The 15,078-nt window shown below is 70.3% G+C and carries 13 protein-coding genes; 8 read left to right on the top strand and 5 right to left on the bottom strand.

What is annotated here, in order from left to right; translation table 11 throughout:
* Window positions 1–65 precede the first annotated feature (65 nt).
* Together G4D86_RS49615 and G4D86_RS49610 are read left to right on the top strand one after the other, a co-directional pair.
* A complete protein-coding gene (locus G4D86_RS49615; RefSeq protein WP_164002715.1) occupies window positions 66–953 on the top strand; it encodes a BON domain-containing protein in 888 nt (295 codons plus the stop codon).
* A gap of 123 nt (window positions 954–1,076) precedes the next feature.
* The gene (locus tag G4D86_RS49610) at window positions 1,077–1,841 is read left to right on the top strand and encodes an RNase H family protein (protein WP_164002714.1); all 765 of its coding nucleotides are present in this window, start codon (window positions 1,077–1,079) and stop codon (window positions 1,839–1,841) included.
* 11 nt (window positions 1,842–1,852) lie between these two features.
* Here G4D86_RS49610 and G4D86_RS49605 read toward each other — a convergent pair whose 3' ends face one another.
* Window positions 1,853–2,734, bottom strand: coding sequence for a phosphate ABC transporter substrate-binding protein (locus tag G4D86_RS49605; RefSeq protein ID WP_164002713.1), 882 nt, complete (start codon window positions 2,732–2,734; stop codon window positions 1,853–1,855).
* A 129-nt stretch (window positions 2,735–2,863) separates the two neighbouring features.
* Window positions 2,864–3,508, bottom strand: coding sequence for an HAD family hydrolase (locus G4D86_RS49600; protein ID WP_164002712.1), 645 nt, complete (start codon window positions 3,506–3,508; stop codon window positions 2,864–2,866).
* 140 nt (window positions 3,509–3,648) lie between these two features.
* On the opposite strand from G4D86_RS49600, the gene G4D86_RS49595 reads away from it, so the two are divergent.
* The 5 genes from G4D86_RS49595 (at window position 3,649) to G4D86_RS49575 (ending at window position 10,678) form a co-directional block, all read left to right on the top strand.
* Window positions 3,649–4,557 (top strand): AraC family transcriptional regulator, encoded by a 909-nt coding sequence (locus G4D86_RS49595; RefSeq protein ID WP_164002711.1) that lies wholly within the window; start codon window positions 3,649–3,651, stop codon window positions 4,555–4,557.
* A gap of 31 nt (window positions 4,558–4,588) precedes the next feature.
* Window positions 4,589–5,335: a hypothetical protein gene (locus G4D86_RS49590; RefSeq protein WP_205520402.1), complete on the top strand. Its 747-nt coding sequence runs from the start codon at window positions 4,589–4,591 to the stop codon at window positions 5,333–5,335.
* Between the two features lie 91 nt (window positions 5,336–5,426).
* Complete coding sequence (locus G4D86_RS49585; RefSeq protein ID WP_164002710.1) at window positions 5,427–9,830, top strand: hypothetical protein; 4,404 nt, start codon at window positions 5,427–5,429, stop codon at window positions 9,828–9,830.
* Window positions 9,831–9,954: 124 nt separating this feature from the next.
* Window positions 9,955–10,230 carry a DUF6289 family protein gene (locus G4D86_RS49580; protein ID WP_164002709.1) on the top strand — a complete coding sequence of 92 codons (276 nt, stop codon included), beginning with the start codon at window positions 9,955–9,957 and terminating at the stop codon, window positions 10,228–10,230.
* A gap of 172 nt (window positions 10,231–10,402) precedes the next feature.
* Window positions 10,403–10,678: a hypothetical protein gene (locus tag G4D86_RS49575; protein WP_164002708.1), complete on the top strand. Its 276-nt coding sequence runs from the start codon at window positions 10,403–10,405 to the stop codon at window positions 10,676–10,678.
* 72 nt (window positions 10,679–10,750) lie between these two features.
* Here the strand turns inward: G4D86_RS49575 and G4D86_RS49570 are convergent, their stop codons facing one another.
* Window positions 10,751–10,987, bottom strand: coding sequence for a UxaA family hydrolase (locus G4D86_RS49570; protein WP_164002707.1), 237 nt, complete (start codon window positions 10,985–10,987; stop codon window positions 10,751–10,753).
* A gap of 177 nt (window positions 10,988–11,164) precedes the next feature.
* Here G4D86_RS49570 and G4D86_RS49565 point away from each other — a divergent pair, with 177 nt between their 5' ends.
* Window positions 11,165–12,565: a serine hydrolase domain-containing protein gene (locus tag G4D86_RS49565; RefSeq protein WP_164002706.1), complete on the top strand. Its 1,401-nt coding sequence runs from the start codon at window positions 11,165–11,167 to the stop codon at window positions 12,563–12,565.
* Here G4D86_RS49565 and G4D86_RS49560 read toward each other — a convergent pair whose 3' ends face one another.
* Together G4D86_RS49560 and G4D86_RS49555 are read right to left on the bottom strand one after the other, a co-directional pair.
* Entirely contained in the window at window positions 12,566–14,011 is a 1,446-nt protein-coding gene (locus G4D86_RS49560; protein WP_164002705.1) for a DUF6896 domain-containing protein, read from the bottom strand.
* A 20-nt stretch (window positions 14,012–14,031) separates the two neighbouring features.
* Complete coding sequence (locus tag G4D86_RS49555; RefSeq protein ID WP_164002704.1) at window positions 14,032–15,015, bottom strand: MBL fold metallo-hydrolase; 984 nt, start codon at window positions 15,013–15,015, stop codon at window positions 14,032–14,034.
* Window positions 15,016–15,078: the final 63 nt, after the last annotated feature.

Here is a 15,078-nt window from a genome sequence, read left to right as displayed (position 1 = left end):
GACACCAGACCGCACGCGTCACCGTCACGTGACACGCATCCGCACGCTCGAAGGAGATGCACGCCATGGCGTACAGGGACTACGAGAACCGTCGCTTCCTCGGAGACGACCGGGACCGCTGGGGAGCCCGGGAGCGGGACATGGACGATGGCTACCGGGGCAGCGACCCGGGGCCAAGGCAGGAGCGTGGCCCGTGGCAGGGCGGGCAGGGATACGTGGGCGGCGGCTTCGGCCGCGGCTACGAGGATTACGGCCGGGGCATGCGCGAGGACACCGGCCGCTACGCCCGCGACTACAACACCCGTGACTACAACCGGGACCCGGACCGCGACTACAGCCGGGATTACAACAGCGGTTACAACTACAACCCGGGCGTCAACTTCCAGGGGAATCAGGGCGGCTACAGCCGCACGCCTGGCCTCACCGGGAACGACTGGAACGCTCGCCCGGGCTACGGGCAGTACAGCGTGCCGGGCACCTTCGGGGGCGGATGGTCCGAGCGGGACCTCGGCTACGACCGGGGCCAGGACCGCGGCTTCGGCACCTACATGGCGCGAGACAGGACCGACGGGCTCAACCTCCGCCGGGACACCGACGAGCGCGGCCCCTTCGAGCGGCTCGGCGACAGGTTCCGCGAGGGCGTGCGCAAGCTGGGCAAGGGGCCCAAGGCGTACACGCGCTCGGATGACCGCGTCCGCGAGGACATCTACGACCGGCTCATGCACGGGTGGGTGAACGCCGAGGACGTGGAGGTGCAGGTGAAGGCCGGCGAAGTCACGCTGACGGGCTTCGTCGATGAGCGCCGCGACAAGCGCATCATCGAGGACATCGTCGAGGAGGTGCTCGGCGTGAAGGACGTCCACAACCAGCTCAAGGTCAGCCGTCCCGAGCAGCTCGGCGCCACGAGCACCGGGACGCCCGGCACCCCGCCCACCCGGGTCGCCCGCTCATAGCGCGCGAGTCCACGGCGGCTCCCCGCACCCGGCGCGCGGGAGCCGCCTTCCCGGTGCTCCGGTGACGACCTCCGGTGTTCGTCTCCCTGGCGGCCCCGGGCCACCGCCGCATAGGGTGGCGGCATGGAGAGTCGCGCCACGCTGGTGTTCACCGACGGTGCATGTTCCGGCAACCCCGGCCCTGGCGGCTGGGGCGTCATCATCGTCACGCCCGACGGCCAGGTGACGGAGCTGGGAGGCCACGAGGCGGAGACCACCAACAACCGGATGGAGCTGACCGCCGCAGGCAAGGCACTGCGCCACCTGGAGCGCACCCCGGGGCCGCTGCACATCCTCACGGACTCCACCTACGTCATCCAGGGCATCACCAAGTGGGCCTTCGGCTGGAGCAAGCGCGGGTGGAAGACCGCCGACGGCGGTGACGTGGCCAATGCCGCCTACTGGAAGCGGCTCATGGCCCTGCTCGCCGAGCGCAAGAAGACCTTCTCCGGCGAGGACGCCGCCGTGGAGTGGAAGTACGTCCGCGGCCACGTGGGCGTGCCCGGCAACGAACGCGTGGACGAGATTGCCGTCGCCTACTCCAAACGCAAGACGCCCGTGCTCTACTCGGGCCCGCTGCAGGGGTACGGCATCGCGGTGAGCGACATCCCCGACGACACGTCCGTCCCCGAGAAGAAGCCCGGCGAGCGCAATGGCTCCAGCAAGGCGTACTCCTACCTGAGCGAGGTGGGCCGCGCCGTGAAGCGCCACGCCACCTGGGCCGCGTGCGAGCGCCGCGTGAAGGGCGTGCCGGGCGCCCGCTTCAAGAAGACGCGCAGCGCGCAGGACGAGGCGCAGGTGCTGGAGGAGTGGGGCGTGCAGCCCCAGGACGTCCAGGCGGAGGACTGAGCCGGCCTTCGCTACTTCTTCAGCGGGAAGTAGCCCACCTTCGTGACGATGGCCTGCCCCTCGGGCGAGAGCGTGAAGTCGATGAAGGTCTTCGCCCGGCCCGAGGGCTCGCCGCGCGTGTAGAAGAAGAGGTCGCGGCTGAGCGGGTATCTGCCGCTCTGGATGTTCGCTTCCGTCGGCGCCACCTCGTCGTTGCCGACCTTCACCGCCAGCTCCCGGATGCCCTTGCCGTAGGCCGCGCCGCCGAAGCCAATGCCGTACTTCTCCTTGGATATCGCATTCACCACGGCGGCGGTGCCCGGCAGCGTCAGCGCCTCGGAGGTGAAGTCCTGCCCCTTCAGCACCTCGTCCTTCACGAAGACATACGTGCCCGACGAGTTCTCTCGCGAGTACACGGCGATGCGCGCGTCCGGGCCGCCCACCTCCTTCCAGTTCTTCAAATCCCCCAGGTAGATGGCCTGGAGCTGGTCGATGCTGAGCGCCCGCACCGGGTTGGACTCGTGCACGTAGAAGGTGACGCCGTCCCTCGCCACCGCCGTGCCCTTCGCCTCCACACCGTGGCGCGCCTTCACCTGCTGGGCCTCGGCCGGCTTGATGGGGCGGCTGGACATCGCAACCTCGGTGGTGCCGTTGAGCAGCGCCGCGAGGCCCGTGCCGGAGCCACCTCCCGTCACCTGGACGCGAAGGTCCGGGCGCGCCTTCATGAACGCCTCGGCCCACTGCTGGCCGAGAATGACCATGGTGTCGCTGCCCTTGACGGTGAGCGCATTGCCCTCCGCCGCCGGTGCGCCCGCGTCCTGCTTCGCGGCCCCTTCGCCCCTGTCTCCCCCCTTGCAGCCGGTGACGAGCGCGAGCAGCACGCAGGTGAGGAGGGAAACGAGGACGTTCTTCATGGAGGCTCCGGGTGGATGGGTGGCACGTGTCGAAGCAGCTGAGCGCGGCGACCATCCCACGCCTCCGCCGGAGCGGGGCTGCCTCCAGGCGCTGGGCTTCACCTTCCGTTCTGTCCGCGACGCCGCGCTTCAGGCCAGCGGCGGCAGGTGCGCCAGGAGCCGCTCCAGGTCGGGCTGCAGCTCGTCGGGGGTGGCGCTGGCCAGCTCGTCCAGCGAGTGGGTGCCCCAGGTGACGCCGTAGGTGCGCAGGCCCGCGGCCTGTCCCGCGCGCAGGTCCAGCGTGGTGTCCCCCACCATCCACAGCCCTCCGGTGCCCAGCGCCGCGAGGGCCCGGTGGAGCACGTCCGGCGCCGGCTTGTGCGGGAAGCCGTCCGTGCCCTGCACGTGGTGCAGCAGCCCGCCCAACCCCAGCGCGTCCACGAAGCGGCGCGCCATGTCGCTGCGCTTGGTGGTGGCCACCGCCAGCAGGTAGCCCCGCTCGCGCAGGGTGCGCAGCACCTGCTCCACGCCGGGGAAGGTGCGGGAGCGGTTGAGGAAGTTGCGCGGGTAGTGCTCGCGGTAGGCCGCGCACAGCGCGGGCACGTGCTCGGGGGCGAACTGCGTGTACATCATGTCCAGCGGCTGGCCGATGAGGGCACGCACCTCCGCGTAGGCGGGTGCGGGCAGCCCCAGGTGCAGGAAGCCGTGGAGGAAGCTGTCGATGATGTCCGGCAGCGAGTCCACCAGCGTGCCGTCGAGGTCGAAGAGGATTCCGCGGGAGTCAGCAGGGCTCACGCGCCGTTCCATACGCCGTCCGCGCCTCCCATGCACGGGGTTGTAGGCCCGCCCCCAATACGTCCTCCCGCGCCGAGCGTTCTTTTGCCCGGCAGGGACGCGACGCCCCGTGCGGCCGTCCCCGAACGAGAGGAGCAGCGATGCGGCGAGACACCCAGCGGACGGCTCGGGAGACAGGCGAGGGCGACGGCTACTGGGTGGCGCCAGAGATGCCCGGACTGGAGCTGCACCAGGCGGCGTATACCCGGTGGACCTTCCCGAAGCACTCCCACGACGTCTTCTCCCTCGTCGCCTATGACGCGGGCGCCCATGCGCTGCACCTGCAAGGGCAGCACGTCGTGGCCTCGGCGGGCAGCCTGCTCGCCATCGCCCCCGGGGAGATGCACGAAGGCCGTGCCGCGGACTCGAGCATCGGCTGGGCGTACCGCATCCTCTACGTCCCCGCCGCGCTGCTCACCCGCGCGGCCGAGGAGTCCGGGGCTCCCGCGGGAGCCCTGCCCGGCTTCGCCTCCCCCATGCTCCAGGACCCGGACCTGCTGGAGTCCTTCACCCGCACCTTCGACGCCTTGAAAGACGGCGCGACGGCGACGTTGGAGCGCGAGGAGCGGCTGCTCGGGCTGCTGGTGGTGCTGCTGCGGCGCCACGCGGGGCTGACGCGGCGGGGCCAACGCGCTCCGGCGTGTCCTCCGGGCGTGCGGCGGGCGCGCGAGCTGCTGGACGCGGACCCCACGCGCAACGTGACGCTGGAGGAGCTGGCGCGCGTCGCCGGGCTCAGCCCCTGGCACCTGGTGCGCGCCTTCCACCGCCAGCTCGGGCAGACGCCGCAGGTGTACCAGCGAGCCCTGCGCCTGCGCCGCGCGCAGGAATTGTTGGCCGGTCCGCTGCCCATGGCCGAGGTGGCGCTGGCGTGCGGCTTCACGGACCAGAGCCACCTCATCAAGCACTTCGGCCGCACGCTGGGCGTGACGCCGGGGGCCTACCGGGCCGCGGCGCTCGCGGGGCGCGGACAGCACAAGCGCGTACAATACGGGGTGGCCGCGCCTCTCTAACTTGGAGCCCTCACGTCAGGAGGGTCCACACATGAAGGGCGACATCATCGCAGTGGCAGTGCTCACCGGCTGGCTCGCGGGCTGCGCGGGAGAGGAGCCCACGCCCGTCACCGAGACACCGCCGGACACGGCCCAGGTGGAGGACGCGCTGGGGGCGCGAGGCGCCGTGGTGCTCCCTCCCCATGCGCGCGTGCACGGCCGCACGGTGACGGAGTGGTCGAAGGAGTGGTACCGCTGGCACTTCCGCGTCCCCGCGGACCGCAGTCCCATGCTGCTGCTGGAGCAGGACTGCGACGTGGACCAGGATGGCCCCATCTTCTTCGTGCCCGTCTATGACCTGGACACCACGTTCCAGCGCACCTGCCGCGTCCCGAAGAACCGGCCCGTGCTCGTGCCGCTGTGGGTCATCATCAACGACTACCCCTGCCCCGACCCGTCCTTCGAGCCCGCCCCGGGCCAGACGCTGGAGGACTTCCTCCGCCAGGGCGCCATCGACTTCAACAACGGCACGCAGGACCTCGTCGTCACCATCGACGGACGGCGCATCGACGTCCGCCGCCACCGCCACACCAGCGGCCTCTTCACCTTCGACGGCGACCCGAGCCTCATCGGGAAGATTCCCGACCCGTGCCTCACCGGCGGCGAGCAGCGCGGCGTGACGGATGGCTGGTGGCTGATGCTCCAGCTCTCACCGGGCGAACACGTGGTGAATGTCCGGGCCCTCGCCCCCTTCGGCGCGCCCATCGACTACACGTACACGCTGCGCGTGGGGAGGTAGCCGCGCACCACGGCCGGAGTCATTTTCGAGCCATGGGGGGAAGAAAACCCGCGCTCCCCGTTCTGCTCGCTAGCAAAAGGAGCAATCGAAAATGACGTCCTTCCGAAGCCTTCGCCCGCACAGGGCCTGGGCACTGGTGTGCGCGCTGGTCCTGAGCGCATGTGGTGAGTCAGGTCTCCCCGAAGAGGAGACCCCCTCCGGCCTGGAGACGGCCACCGCGGCCCAGCCGCTGGCCTTCTCCTCGCCCATGGACTTCAGCGAGCTGCGGGGCCTGCCCCCGCCGCCCGCGACCATGGACACCACCGTGGCGGAGTTGCTGCGGGTGCTCCCCTCTCCGCGCTTCGATGACCTGCGCGGGGTGCTCTCCAGCCGCCACAAGACCACCGACAAGGTGCGGCTGTTGACGTCGTACGCGCGCAACTACCCCGTCTTCCTCCGGGGCAACCAGGCCCTGCTGCCTCAGGCGGACGGCGTCTTCGCCACGCAGTCCCCCGTCGTCACCGCGCAGACGCTGGCCGGCAACGCGTGCAGCACCACCCACGCTTGCGCCGAGCTCTTCGTCCCCTCGACGGAGGACCTCGCGCTCCAGCCCTATGCGGCCATCGTCATCGTGGCCCCGCGCGTGGAATTGGCGGGCCCGGTGGACACCGGTGGCACGACGCTCGTCATCGCCGCCGGTGATTACGTCGCCAACGGCTTTCCGCTGAGCACCTCCCCGGGCTCCCGCAATGCCATGGCGCGTCCGCCGGACTACCCCCTGCCCCCCGGGCGCGACGGGCGCAACGCGGGCAGCTTCGTCCTCTACACCAACGTCCTCAACGGCGTGCGCGTCAACGCCACCGGCGAGAAGGGCGATGACGGCTGGAATGGCCTGGATGGGCAGGCCGACACCATCACCGCCACCATCACCGGCAATTACGGCCCCAATCCCAGCGTGAGCTGCACGACGTCCACCATCACCCGCCAGGCCCAGAACGGCAGCAACGGCGGCAAGGGAGGAAAGGGCGGCGAGGTCCTCGTGCGCTACACCTCGCTCACCGGGCCCGGCCTCATCAACGAGCCCTATAAGTCCGCGCCGGTGACGCCCGAGCAGTGCTTCATGGACGACGCGCTGCACTGCCAGAGCCTGCGCTGCCGGTGGAACCCGGCCATCGCCCTGTGCGACATGGTGACGGAGGCCGACAACGCGCAGTGCTCCGACGGCATCGACAATGACCACAACGGCTTCAAGGACTGCCAGGACTACGGCTGCTCCAAGAATCCCCACGTGACGGTGTGCGCCGAGGCCACCTGGTCCCCGCTGGCGAAGGAGTCCTCCGCCGAGGCGTGCAGCGACGGCAAGGACAACGACGGCGACGGGAAGACGGACTGCGCCGACCCGCAGTGCGGCATGCGCGGCTTCTGCCAGCAGGGCCGCCCCTCCAACAGCGAGTTCGCCGAGGACGCCTGCGGCGATGGCAGGGACAACGACGGCGACGGCTACACGGACACGCAGGACTACAGCTGCGTGAACTACACCCAGGAGTCAGGCGACGAGGAGTGCTCCGACCTGCTCGACAACGACGGGGACGGGCTGGGCGACTGCGCGGACCCGGGCTGCATGCCCCTGGCCGCCTGCGGGCGCGGCCCCGTGCTGGCGCTCACCAGCGGCTTCGAGGAGCTCAGCGACGCGGCGTGCTCGGACGGCGTCGACAATGACCTGGACGGCGACGCGGACTGCGCGGACCGCGAGTGCCGCATCAACCCCAAAATCACCACCGCCTGCGGCAGCGAGCGCACGGTGGTGAACTGCTCGGACGGCATCGACAACGACGGGGACGGCAAGGTGGACTGCAGCGACTCCGGCTGCTCGGGCAACCCCTACGTGAAGACGTGCGAGCCGGAGACCTACCCCTTCCTCCAGGAGGCCACCGCGGCCACGTGCAGCGACGGCCTGGACAACGATGGGGACGGCTTCAAGGACTGTTACGACTACCAGTGCAGCAACAGCCCGCTCGCCGGCACCGTCTGCGGCAACACCGAGAACACCGTCGCGCAATGCACGGACGGCGTGGACAACGACGGGGACTACCGCATCGACTGCGGTGACACCAACTGCTCCAGCAACCCGTTCTATGGCGACCTGCTGTGCAGGCAGAAGCTGGCGACGTGGCACGACATCTCCATGTCCGAGCCCTACAACGGGCGCTACACGGACACGCGCGCCGAGTTCCTGAACGCGGCGGCGATTGGAGGCAAGAAGGGCCCCGCCGGCAACCGGGCCTCCACGCCGGTGATAGTGGTGGTGCAGGAGGCCCCGCCTGGCTCCTGCGAGTTCTACGACGACTACCTCTGCGTGCCGCGCAACGAGACACGCACGTGCTTCGTGGGCACCAAGGCCACCGCGGGCACCGCCGGGGCCGCGGGCACCGTCGGCACGGTGCGCGCCCTGCGGGCGACGCGGCGGGACGTGGACATGCTGCGCGCGCTCCTGGCGCCCCAGTCCTGGCGCGTGGCCCAGGCGCAGGGCAACGCCCACTTCAAGCGCGGAGAGCTGAAGGAGGCGGCCTTCGCCTACTCGCAGAACATCGCGGAGATGGGCGGCATCCTCGCGCAGGCGGGGATGGTCTGCGACGTGGCGCCCACCGGCCGGCCCTTCGCGGACGTGTACCTGTACGGCGCGCTCTGCCCGCTGATGGCGCACGACGTGACCAAGCTCAGCTTCCTCCAGGGCCAGCGCAACTTCCACGGCCTGACGAAGGACACCCCGCTCAACCCGCACGTGCGCTACGAGCAGCTCCGCTCGGAGTTCAACACGCTCTACGGCGTGCTGGACAGCTCGGTGGGCAACTGGCTGACGCTCTCCACCACCGTGCAGCTCTCCGCGTGGATGGGCGCGCACCAGACGGAGCTGACCAACGAGGTGACGGCGCTGGGCCAGGAGCGCGACGTGGCGGACCAGCGCATCGCCGTGGCCACGGCGCAGCTCAACGCGCTGGAGCAGTCCATGAACAACCGCAAGGCCGCCATCGCCTCGCTGACGGAGGCCATCCAGACGACGGACACCCGCATCCAGGAGCACTACAACGCCGCGGGCAAGGACTTCGGTGACTTCCTCCTGGACATGGTGGGCACCGTGGCCGCGGCCTACGGCGGCGAGTTCCTCACCGCCATCGGCGGCAAGGCGGCGGACGCGCTGTGGGGCGAGGTGAAGAAGAGCTTCCAGTCGGAGACGAGCGCCTCGTCGGTGCCCGGCTCGGGTCCGCCCAGCAATGACAGCAACTCGTTCCTTTCCGGAGTGTGGGACGCCCTGAAGACGGCCGCCACCGACGCGGCCAAGAGCAAGCCCTTCAAGGACAAGCTCAAGAGCGGCGGCACGGAGCTGTGGGACGTCGTCAGCGGCAACCAGAAGAAGCCGGCGCGCAGCGTGCTGGCGGACGAGGTGAAGAAGGAAATCCTCAGCCAGTCGCAGGTGGAAATCACCCTGGACCTGCTCGACCTGCAGGCCCAGCTCACCAAGGCGCGGGCGGAGTACGAGCTGGCGCAGATGGAGCGCGACACGGTGCTGCTGCGCCAGCGCAACGCGGTGGCGGCGCGCGACGCGCTCAACTCCATCCTCGCCTTCGGCGCGGGCACGGAGCTGCGCCAGTTCGACCAGCTCCTCGTCGGGCAGCAGGTGTACAGCACGGCCGTGCGCACGCTGGACCAGCTCACCTCGCGCTACTGGGAGCTCATCCGCGTGGCGGAGTACCAGTACCTGCCCTTCGACCCGTCCAACGGCGACAGCGCGATTCCGGTGGCCTTCCGGTCGCAGTACGACTTCAACCTGCTCACCTACCCGGAGATGATGACGCGGCTGGTGGACCTGGACGGGCTCAAGACGCACTACGTGCTGAGCAACACCAAGTACTACCAGCGCCTGCCGGGCAGCCGCTTCCACGCGCTGACCGCGGACGAGCTCGGCCGGATGAAGTCGCTGGGAGACCTCCTCTCCGGCACGACGACGTACGTGGGGGCCCGCTTCCAGATTACGGCGGCCGAGCTGGCGGCCACGCCGGAGCTGTCGCTGCGCAACGGCCACCGCGTGCGCAACGTGCGCATCAACGTGGTCAACGCCAGCGGCACCAAGACGTCGGTGCCGGGCGTGCTGGTGCGCGACACGCTGGATGCGTTCAAGCTCGGCAACTACCGCGCGGAGTTCGAGCTGGTGGAGAAGGACCGGTACGCCTCCGGCACCACGCGGCAGGTGCTGCACTACATCCCCTTCACCGCCTGCGTGTCCCGCCCGCCCGTGTGCAACCTGGACGACCCGTCCTGCTCCACCGCCTTCCAGGGCGCGCCCTTCTCGGACGAGTGCAGCGTGGCACCGGACGGCTCCAGCCCCGCCAGCAACTCCTTCTATGACCGGAGCCTGATGGGCGAGTGGACGCTGCTGGTGGACTCGGCCAGCTTCGCCTCGCTGGGCGTGGTGCAAGCGGTGGAGGTGGTCTTCATGGCCACCGGCACCGTCATCTGACGCACTGGGACAAGGGACGGGCACCGCCTCACCGGGTGTCCGTCTCCTTCCGCCACCCCATGTCATCGGAATGAGTTATTCTTGTTTTGTAGCAAAAACAGAAAACCCAGTCCAAGGGGTACGCATGCAGGCGAAGAACGTCATGGGAAGCGCGCTGCTGGTTGCCGGAATGCTGCTGGCCGGGTGTGGCGGCGCTACAGCCGAGCCGGTCGAGCAGGACAACCTCGGCACGAGCGAGGACGCGCTGCCGAACTGCACGGGGCAGAACTACGAGTTCACGTATTACAAAGACGCGACCAAGACGACCGTCGTCGGCGAGCGCGGCTGTGATTGTACCTACTATGCACGGTGGGGCGTCACGACGGCCTACTTCGACTCCTGGTCCGGCACCTGCTTCTGAGGTGACCTCACCGAGCTGAAACGCGGCCCGCCCCGGACACGTTCCGGAGTGGGCCGTGGTGTTTCAGGGGAAGCCACTCGCCGTCTTTCTTCCTCGCGCGCCTGGCCATGCCGTTTTGCTGCGTTACCCTCGAAAAGCAGTGAGACCCCGAAGCTCGGTTCGAGAGGCACGCATGCAAGCAAGGAACGTCATCGGAAGCGCGCTGCTGGCCGCCGGAATGCTGATGGCCGGGGGCGGAGGGGCCACTGCCGAAGCGGCGGAGTCCCGCTCCATCACCACGAGCGAGGACGCACAGCCGGACCGCTCGGGGCAGGACTTCGAGTACACGTATTACAGCGAGCCGGCCAAATGGAACGTCATCGGCGGTCAGGGCCGCTCGTCTGGCGCCTGGTTCCGGTGGGGCTCCACGTCGTCCTACTACGACTACACCTCCGACACCGGCTTCTGAGACTGGCTCGGTGAGCCGCGCGCGGCCCGCCCCGGACACGTTCCGGAGCGGGCCGCTGTCGCTCCGACGAGGCTACTTGTCGGTGGCGTCTTCGATCTTGTCGCCGGCGGACTCGGCGGCGTCCTCGGTCTTGTCCGCGGCCTTCTCGGCGGCGTCCTCAGTCTTGTCAGCCGCCTTCTCCGCCGTGTCCTCCGTCTTGTCCGCGGCCTGCTCCATGTCGTCCTTGGCGCTCTCACGGGTGTTGCGGTGGCAGCCCACACCCAGCACCAGCGCACCCAACGCCACGGCCAGCAGCGTCTTCACCTGCATGTATTCCTCCTCGTGCAAGGCCCCAGGGCCCAAAGGCCCCGGAGCCGGAAAGTGCGCGGGAAGATAGTCACGCCCTTCCAGGTGCCAAGGGACGCCCGCCGCTTCGCGCGGGGTCGGGAATGCCGGCCGGGCCTCCGGTGTCGACGTGCCCGCCAACCTCGCGAGGAGCCGGACACGGTGAGACAGGTCTTCCGGACAGGTGCGCTCGTCCTGTTGCTGGCCACCCTGCGCGCCGCCGCCGCCGCGAAGGAGCCGGAGCGCGGGCCCCTGACGCCGGAGCAGGAAGCGGCCATCACCCGCGCCGTCGAGGACGAGCTGCGCGAGTCCGGCACACCGGGCGCGGCCGTCGCCGTGGTGCGGGGCGGAGAGACCGTCTATCTGCGGGCCTTCGGCGTGCGCAGCAGCGAGGAGCGCACGCCCGTCACCCCGGACACGCTGTTCCGCCTGGGGTCCACCACCAAGATGCTCACCGCCCTGGCGGCGCTCGACGCGGCGGCACAGGGGCAGCTCGGCCTGGACGTCCCGGTGCGGACGTACGTGAAGGACGTGCACCCGGCGCTGGGAAAGGTGACGCTGCGCCAACTCCTTTCGCACACGGCGGGCATGCGCGAGGCGTCCCCCTCCGTGCAGTCGAAGGACGACGAGGGGCTGGGGCGAATGGTGCGCGGCTGGAAGGGCGACTCCCTCTTCGCGCCTCCCGGCGACGTCTTCTCGTACAGCGGCCCCGGGTACTGGCTGGCGGGCCTGGTGCTGGAGCGCGTCCACGGCAAGCCCTACGCGGACACGATGCGCGAAGTGCTGTTCCAGCCGCTCGGCATGGCGCGCAGCACGCTGCGCCCGCTGGAGGCCCTCACCTCCGACTCCTCCCAGGGCCACGAGGGCGACGGGGGCGAGCTGAAGGTCGTCCGTCCCATGGCGGAGAACACCGCGATGTACCCGGCGGGCTCGGCGTTCTCCTCCGCCCGCGAGCTGGCGCGCTTCGCCACCGTGCTCGTGCGCGGTGGACTGGACGGAGAGCGCCGCGTGCTGCCCGAAGCGGCCGTGCGAGACTTCTTCACCGCGCACGTGCCGCTGCCCGGCGCCGGGCCGGAGGAGGCGCGCTATGGCTTCGGGCTGGTGCGGCTGCGGCTCGGTGAGACGGAGGTGTTCGAGCACGGCGGCGTGCGCCGCGGGTATGGCTCACACTTCCGCTTCCTCCCGGAGCGCCAGGGCGCGGTGCTGCTCGTCACCAACAAGAACGGCGTCACGCTGCACAAGACGCTCGACGTCATCTCGCGCACCGTCTTCGGCCTGCCGGACCCGCCCGCGCCGCTGCCGGAGGACCCGCCGCTGACCGCCGCGGAGGCGGAGCGCTATACGGGCACGTATGCGCACGCGGACCTCGTGCGCTTCGGGGTGTCGTGGAATGGGAAGCAGCTCGTCCTCACGACGGACGGCGCGAAGCCGCTCCAGCGCACGCGGCAGGACGGCTTCCGCACCGAGGACGGGCAGGAGTTCGTGTTCGTCTTCAAGCCGGGACAGCCGAAGGCGCGCTACCTCCACACGGACCTGCTGACCGCCGCGCGCACCGGCCGGTAGTCAGGGGAGCGTCTCGGGGACGCGGGCCCCCGCTCGCGCCACCCACTTGCGCGCCTTCTCCACCTCCGCGTCGAACCAGCCGGAGGCGTTCGCCTCTTCCACCTCCGCCCAGGTGAAGCCCGGCCCTTCCGACGGGGGCAGCGGGTGCTCCCTCCGCCAGCGCTCGGCCACGACGTGCGCCAGGTCCGACTGACTCCGTGAGAGCGCCACCGCAATCATCAGCGAGCCCGGCTCCCGGTCCGACTCGTGGAGGGCCGCCGCCAGCTCATGGTGACACCAGGGGCGGTCCAGCACGAAGAGCACGGCCGTGACGCGATTCCGCGCGGCGGGCACGGAGGAGCGCAGCGCGAGACGGACCAACTCCCGCGCGTGCTCGTGCACATACTCCAGCGCGAGCAGGGCGAAGTCTCCGATGTACGGGTTGCCCCGGTAGCCCTTCACCGGGTCCACCCGCGCGAAGGCGAGCATCGCCGCGAGCACGCGCTCCCGCTCCAGGTTCCGCGCGAGCAGGTACTTCGCGGCGGCGTGCATGGGATAGGGGTGGTGCTCACTGGGGGACAGCCGCTGCAATGCGAGGCGCAGCACGGCCTCGCTCCCAGCGGCACCGGGCATCGCGTCCAGGCGGTTCACCGCATCACCCGTCGCGGAGGACACCGGGCCTTCGATGATGCGCGTGCAGGCACGGACCTGCTCCTCGTCCGTGGCCAGCCCCCGCAGGGCCGCGAGGGCCTCCTCCGCCGTCCCGGGCGTCCCGGCGTGCGCGAGGAGCCAGTCGCGCCGGGACTTCCGCAGGGCCTCGGCCTTCTCCCGGAACACCTCGCCGCCTGGGCGCGACTCCAGCGCCTCGAAGTCGCGCAGGTGCACGAGACACCGCGTCGTGGCCTCGTCGCTCGACACGTCCAACGACGCGGCGGTCTCCGCGAGCGCTTCCAGGCCGGGCGGGAGCCGGAGGGCCTGGCCCTGCTCGGGCATTCCGAAGAGCCCTCCCGCGTGCAGGTCATCGATGGCGTCCACCATGAGCGCCGCGCCGGGCAGGAGCGCGCGGAGGCGGGACTCCGGCAGCGCGGGCTCGGTGAGCGACAGGATTCGCCGGGCGAAGAAGTACGCGTCGATGGAAGCGCCCTCCTCGTCGTGGAAGTCCATGTCGATGACCTCGCCAGGGCCCTCGAAGCAGCAGCCGATGCCATGGAAGCTGAACCGCCAGCCCGCGTACCCCGGCACGTCCCCTTCGTCCTCCTCGAGCCCGCGTCCGGTGATGCGCTCCTCCACCATCCGCAGCAACCAGCGCTGCCGGCTGACCTGCCGCAGCAGGCAGAGCAGGAGCCAGCCATGGGCCACGGGCAGGAGGTCCTCCCCCAGGAGCGCTGCCTCCGTGGGCGCGGGCAGCTCCGCCACCACGGCGCGCACCGCCGCCTCGAGCTCCCGCGCGGCCTTCCGGTCCAGCATCGCCGTCTCCTGTTTTCCGGCTACCGCGCCTTCACGCAGCTCCACGGCGCACCGAAGAACTTCTCCCAGGCGTCGCGGTCATGCGCGGGAAGGAATTGCAGCTCGGGGGCCATTTCGTGGAGCTGGGAGAGCCGGGCCACCTGCTCCCGCGCGGACGGCGCATCCGTGTCCGTGAAGAACTGGAGCACCGTGCTCTTGGGCAGGCGTCGCTCCACGGACTCGACGAGGTTGACGGTGTCGCCCACGTGGACCAGCCGCCGCTCGGGCGAGAGGTTCACGAAGGTGGCGATGCTGCCGGGCGTGTGGCCGGGAATCCGCGCCACCACCACCGCGCCGTCTCCGAAGACGTCGAAGCGCTCGTCGAAGTTCTCATAGGGCTTCGGCTCGAAGGCCATGGCCGTCATGCGCCCCTCCACCGCCTGGGCGTGCTCGGGGAAGACCTCCTTGCGCGTGCGCCAGCTCTGGATGAGCGACAGCTCCTCCGCGGGCAGCAGTACCGGCACATTGCGCAGCTCCACCATGCCGCCCAGGTGGTCCAGGTGCGCGTGCGAGGGGATGAACCACTTCAGGCCCTCCGGCGAGGCGCCCACCTTCTGGAGCGCCGCGGTCAGCGTGGACCAGTCCCGCGCCCCCTTGAGGGCCGACTCGTTGAAGAAGCGAGCGAGCGGCGGCCGGTGCTTCACCTCCTCGTGCACGTTCGGGCTGTAGCCCGCGTCGATGAGCACGTCCCCTCGCGGATGCCGCACCAGCAGCGCGGAGGCCGTGTTCTTCCATGTGCCCGTGCGCGTGAGGCCCGCGGTGCCGAGCTGGCCCCACACGTCGCTCCGCGACAGCTCCAGCCAGCAGACCTCCACCGGAGGCAGTGACTTCAAGTCCGGCACCGCGCGCGTGTGCGGCGGCGCGGGAGGCAGCTCCGCCGTGAACAGCTTCACCCCGCCCACGAGCAGACCCGCCACGCACAGCGTCCCGAGCAGGCGGCCCCAACGCACCCTGAATCTCGCCATGCGCCGTGCTTAACACGCCCGGGCGGGCGCGGCCGGTCCGCACGCCCACGCCCGGCTGTCCGG

This window comes from Pyxidicoccus caerfyrddinensis, from assembly GCF_010894405.1.
In the GTDB taxonomy this organism is placed as follows: Bacteria; Myxococcota; Myxococcia; order Myxococcales; family Myxococcaceae; genus Myxococcus; species Myxococcus caerfyrddinensis.
The sequence above is the reverse complement of the archived record's forward strand: the minus strand, read 5'-3'. Positions and strand labels throughout refer to the sequence as shown.

Excerpts from the sequence above, each read along its gene's own strand:
- G4D86_RS49615 (WP_164002715.1), top strand. The coding sequence starts at position 66 with ATGGCGTACAGGGACTACGAGAACCGTCGCTTCCTCGGAGACGACCGG.
- G4D86_RS49610 (WP_164002714.1), top strand. The coding sequence starts at position 1,077 with ATGGAGAGTCGCGCCACGCTGGTGTTCACCGACGGTGCATGTTCCGGC.
- G4D86_RS49605 (WP_164002713.1), bottom strand. The coding sequence starts at position 2,734 with ATGAAGAACGTCCTCGTTTCCCTCCTCACCTGCGTGCTGCTCGCGCTC.
- G4D86_RS49595 (WP_164002711.1), top strand. The coding sequence starts at position 3,649 with ATGCGGCGAGACACCCAGCGGACGGCTCGGGAGACAGGCGAGGGCGAC.
- G4D86_RS49590 (WP_205520402.1), top strand. The coding sequence starts at position 4,589 with ATGAAGGGCGACATCATCGCAGTGGCAGTGCTCACCGGCTGGCTCGCG.
- G4D86_RS49585 (WP_164002710.1), top strand. The coding sequence starts at position 5,427 with ATGACGTCCTTCCGAAGCCTTCGCCCGCACAGGGCCTGGGCACTGGTG.
- G4D86_RS49580 (WP_164002709.1), top strand. The coding sequence starts at position 9,955 with ATGCAGGCGAAGAACGTCATGGGAAGCGCGCTGCTGGTTGCCGGAATG.
- G4D86_RS49575 (WP_164002708.1), top strand. The coding sequence starts at position 10,403 with ATGCAAGCAAGGAACGTCATCGGAAGCGCGCTGCTGGCCGCCGGAATG.
- G4D86_RS49570 (WP_164002707.1), bottom strand. The coding sequence starts at position 10,987 with ATGCAGGTGAAGACGCTGCTGGCCGTGGCGTTGGGTGCGCTGGTGCTG.
- G4D86_RS49560 (WP_164002705.1), bottom strand. The coding sequence starts at position 14,011 with ATGCTGGACCGGAAGGCCGCGCGGGAGCTCGAGGCGGCGGTGCGCGCC.
- G4D86_RS49555 (WP_164002704.1), bottom strand. The coding sequence starts at position 15,015 with ATGGCGAGATTCAGGGTGCGTTGGGGCCGCCTGCTCGGGACGCTGTGC.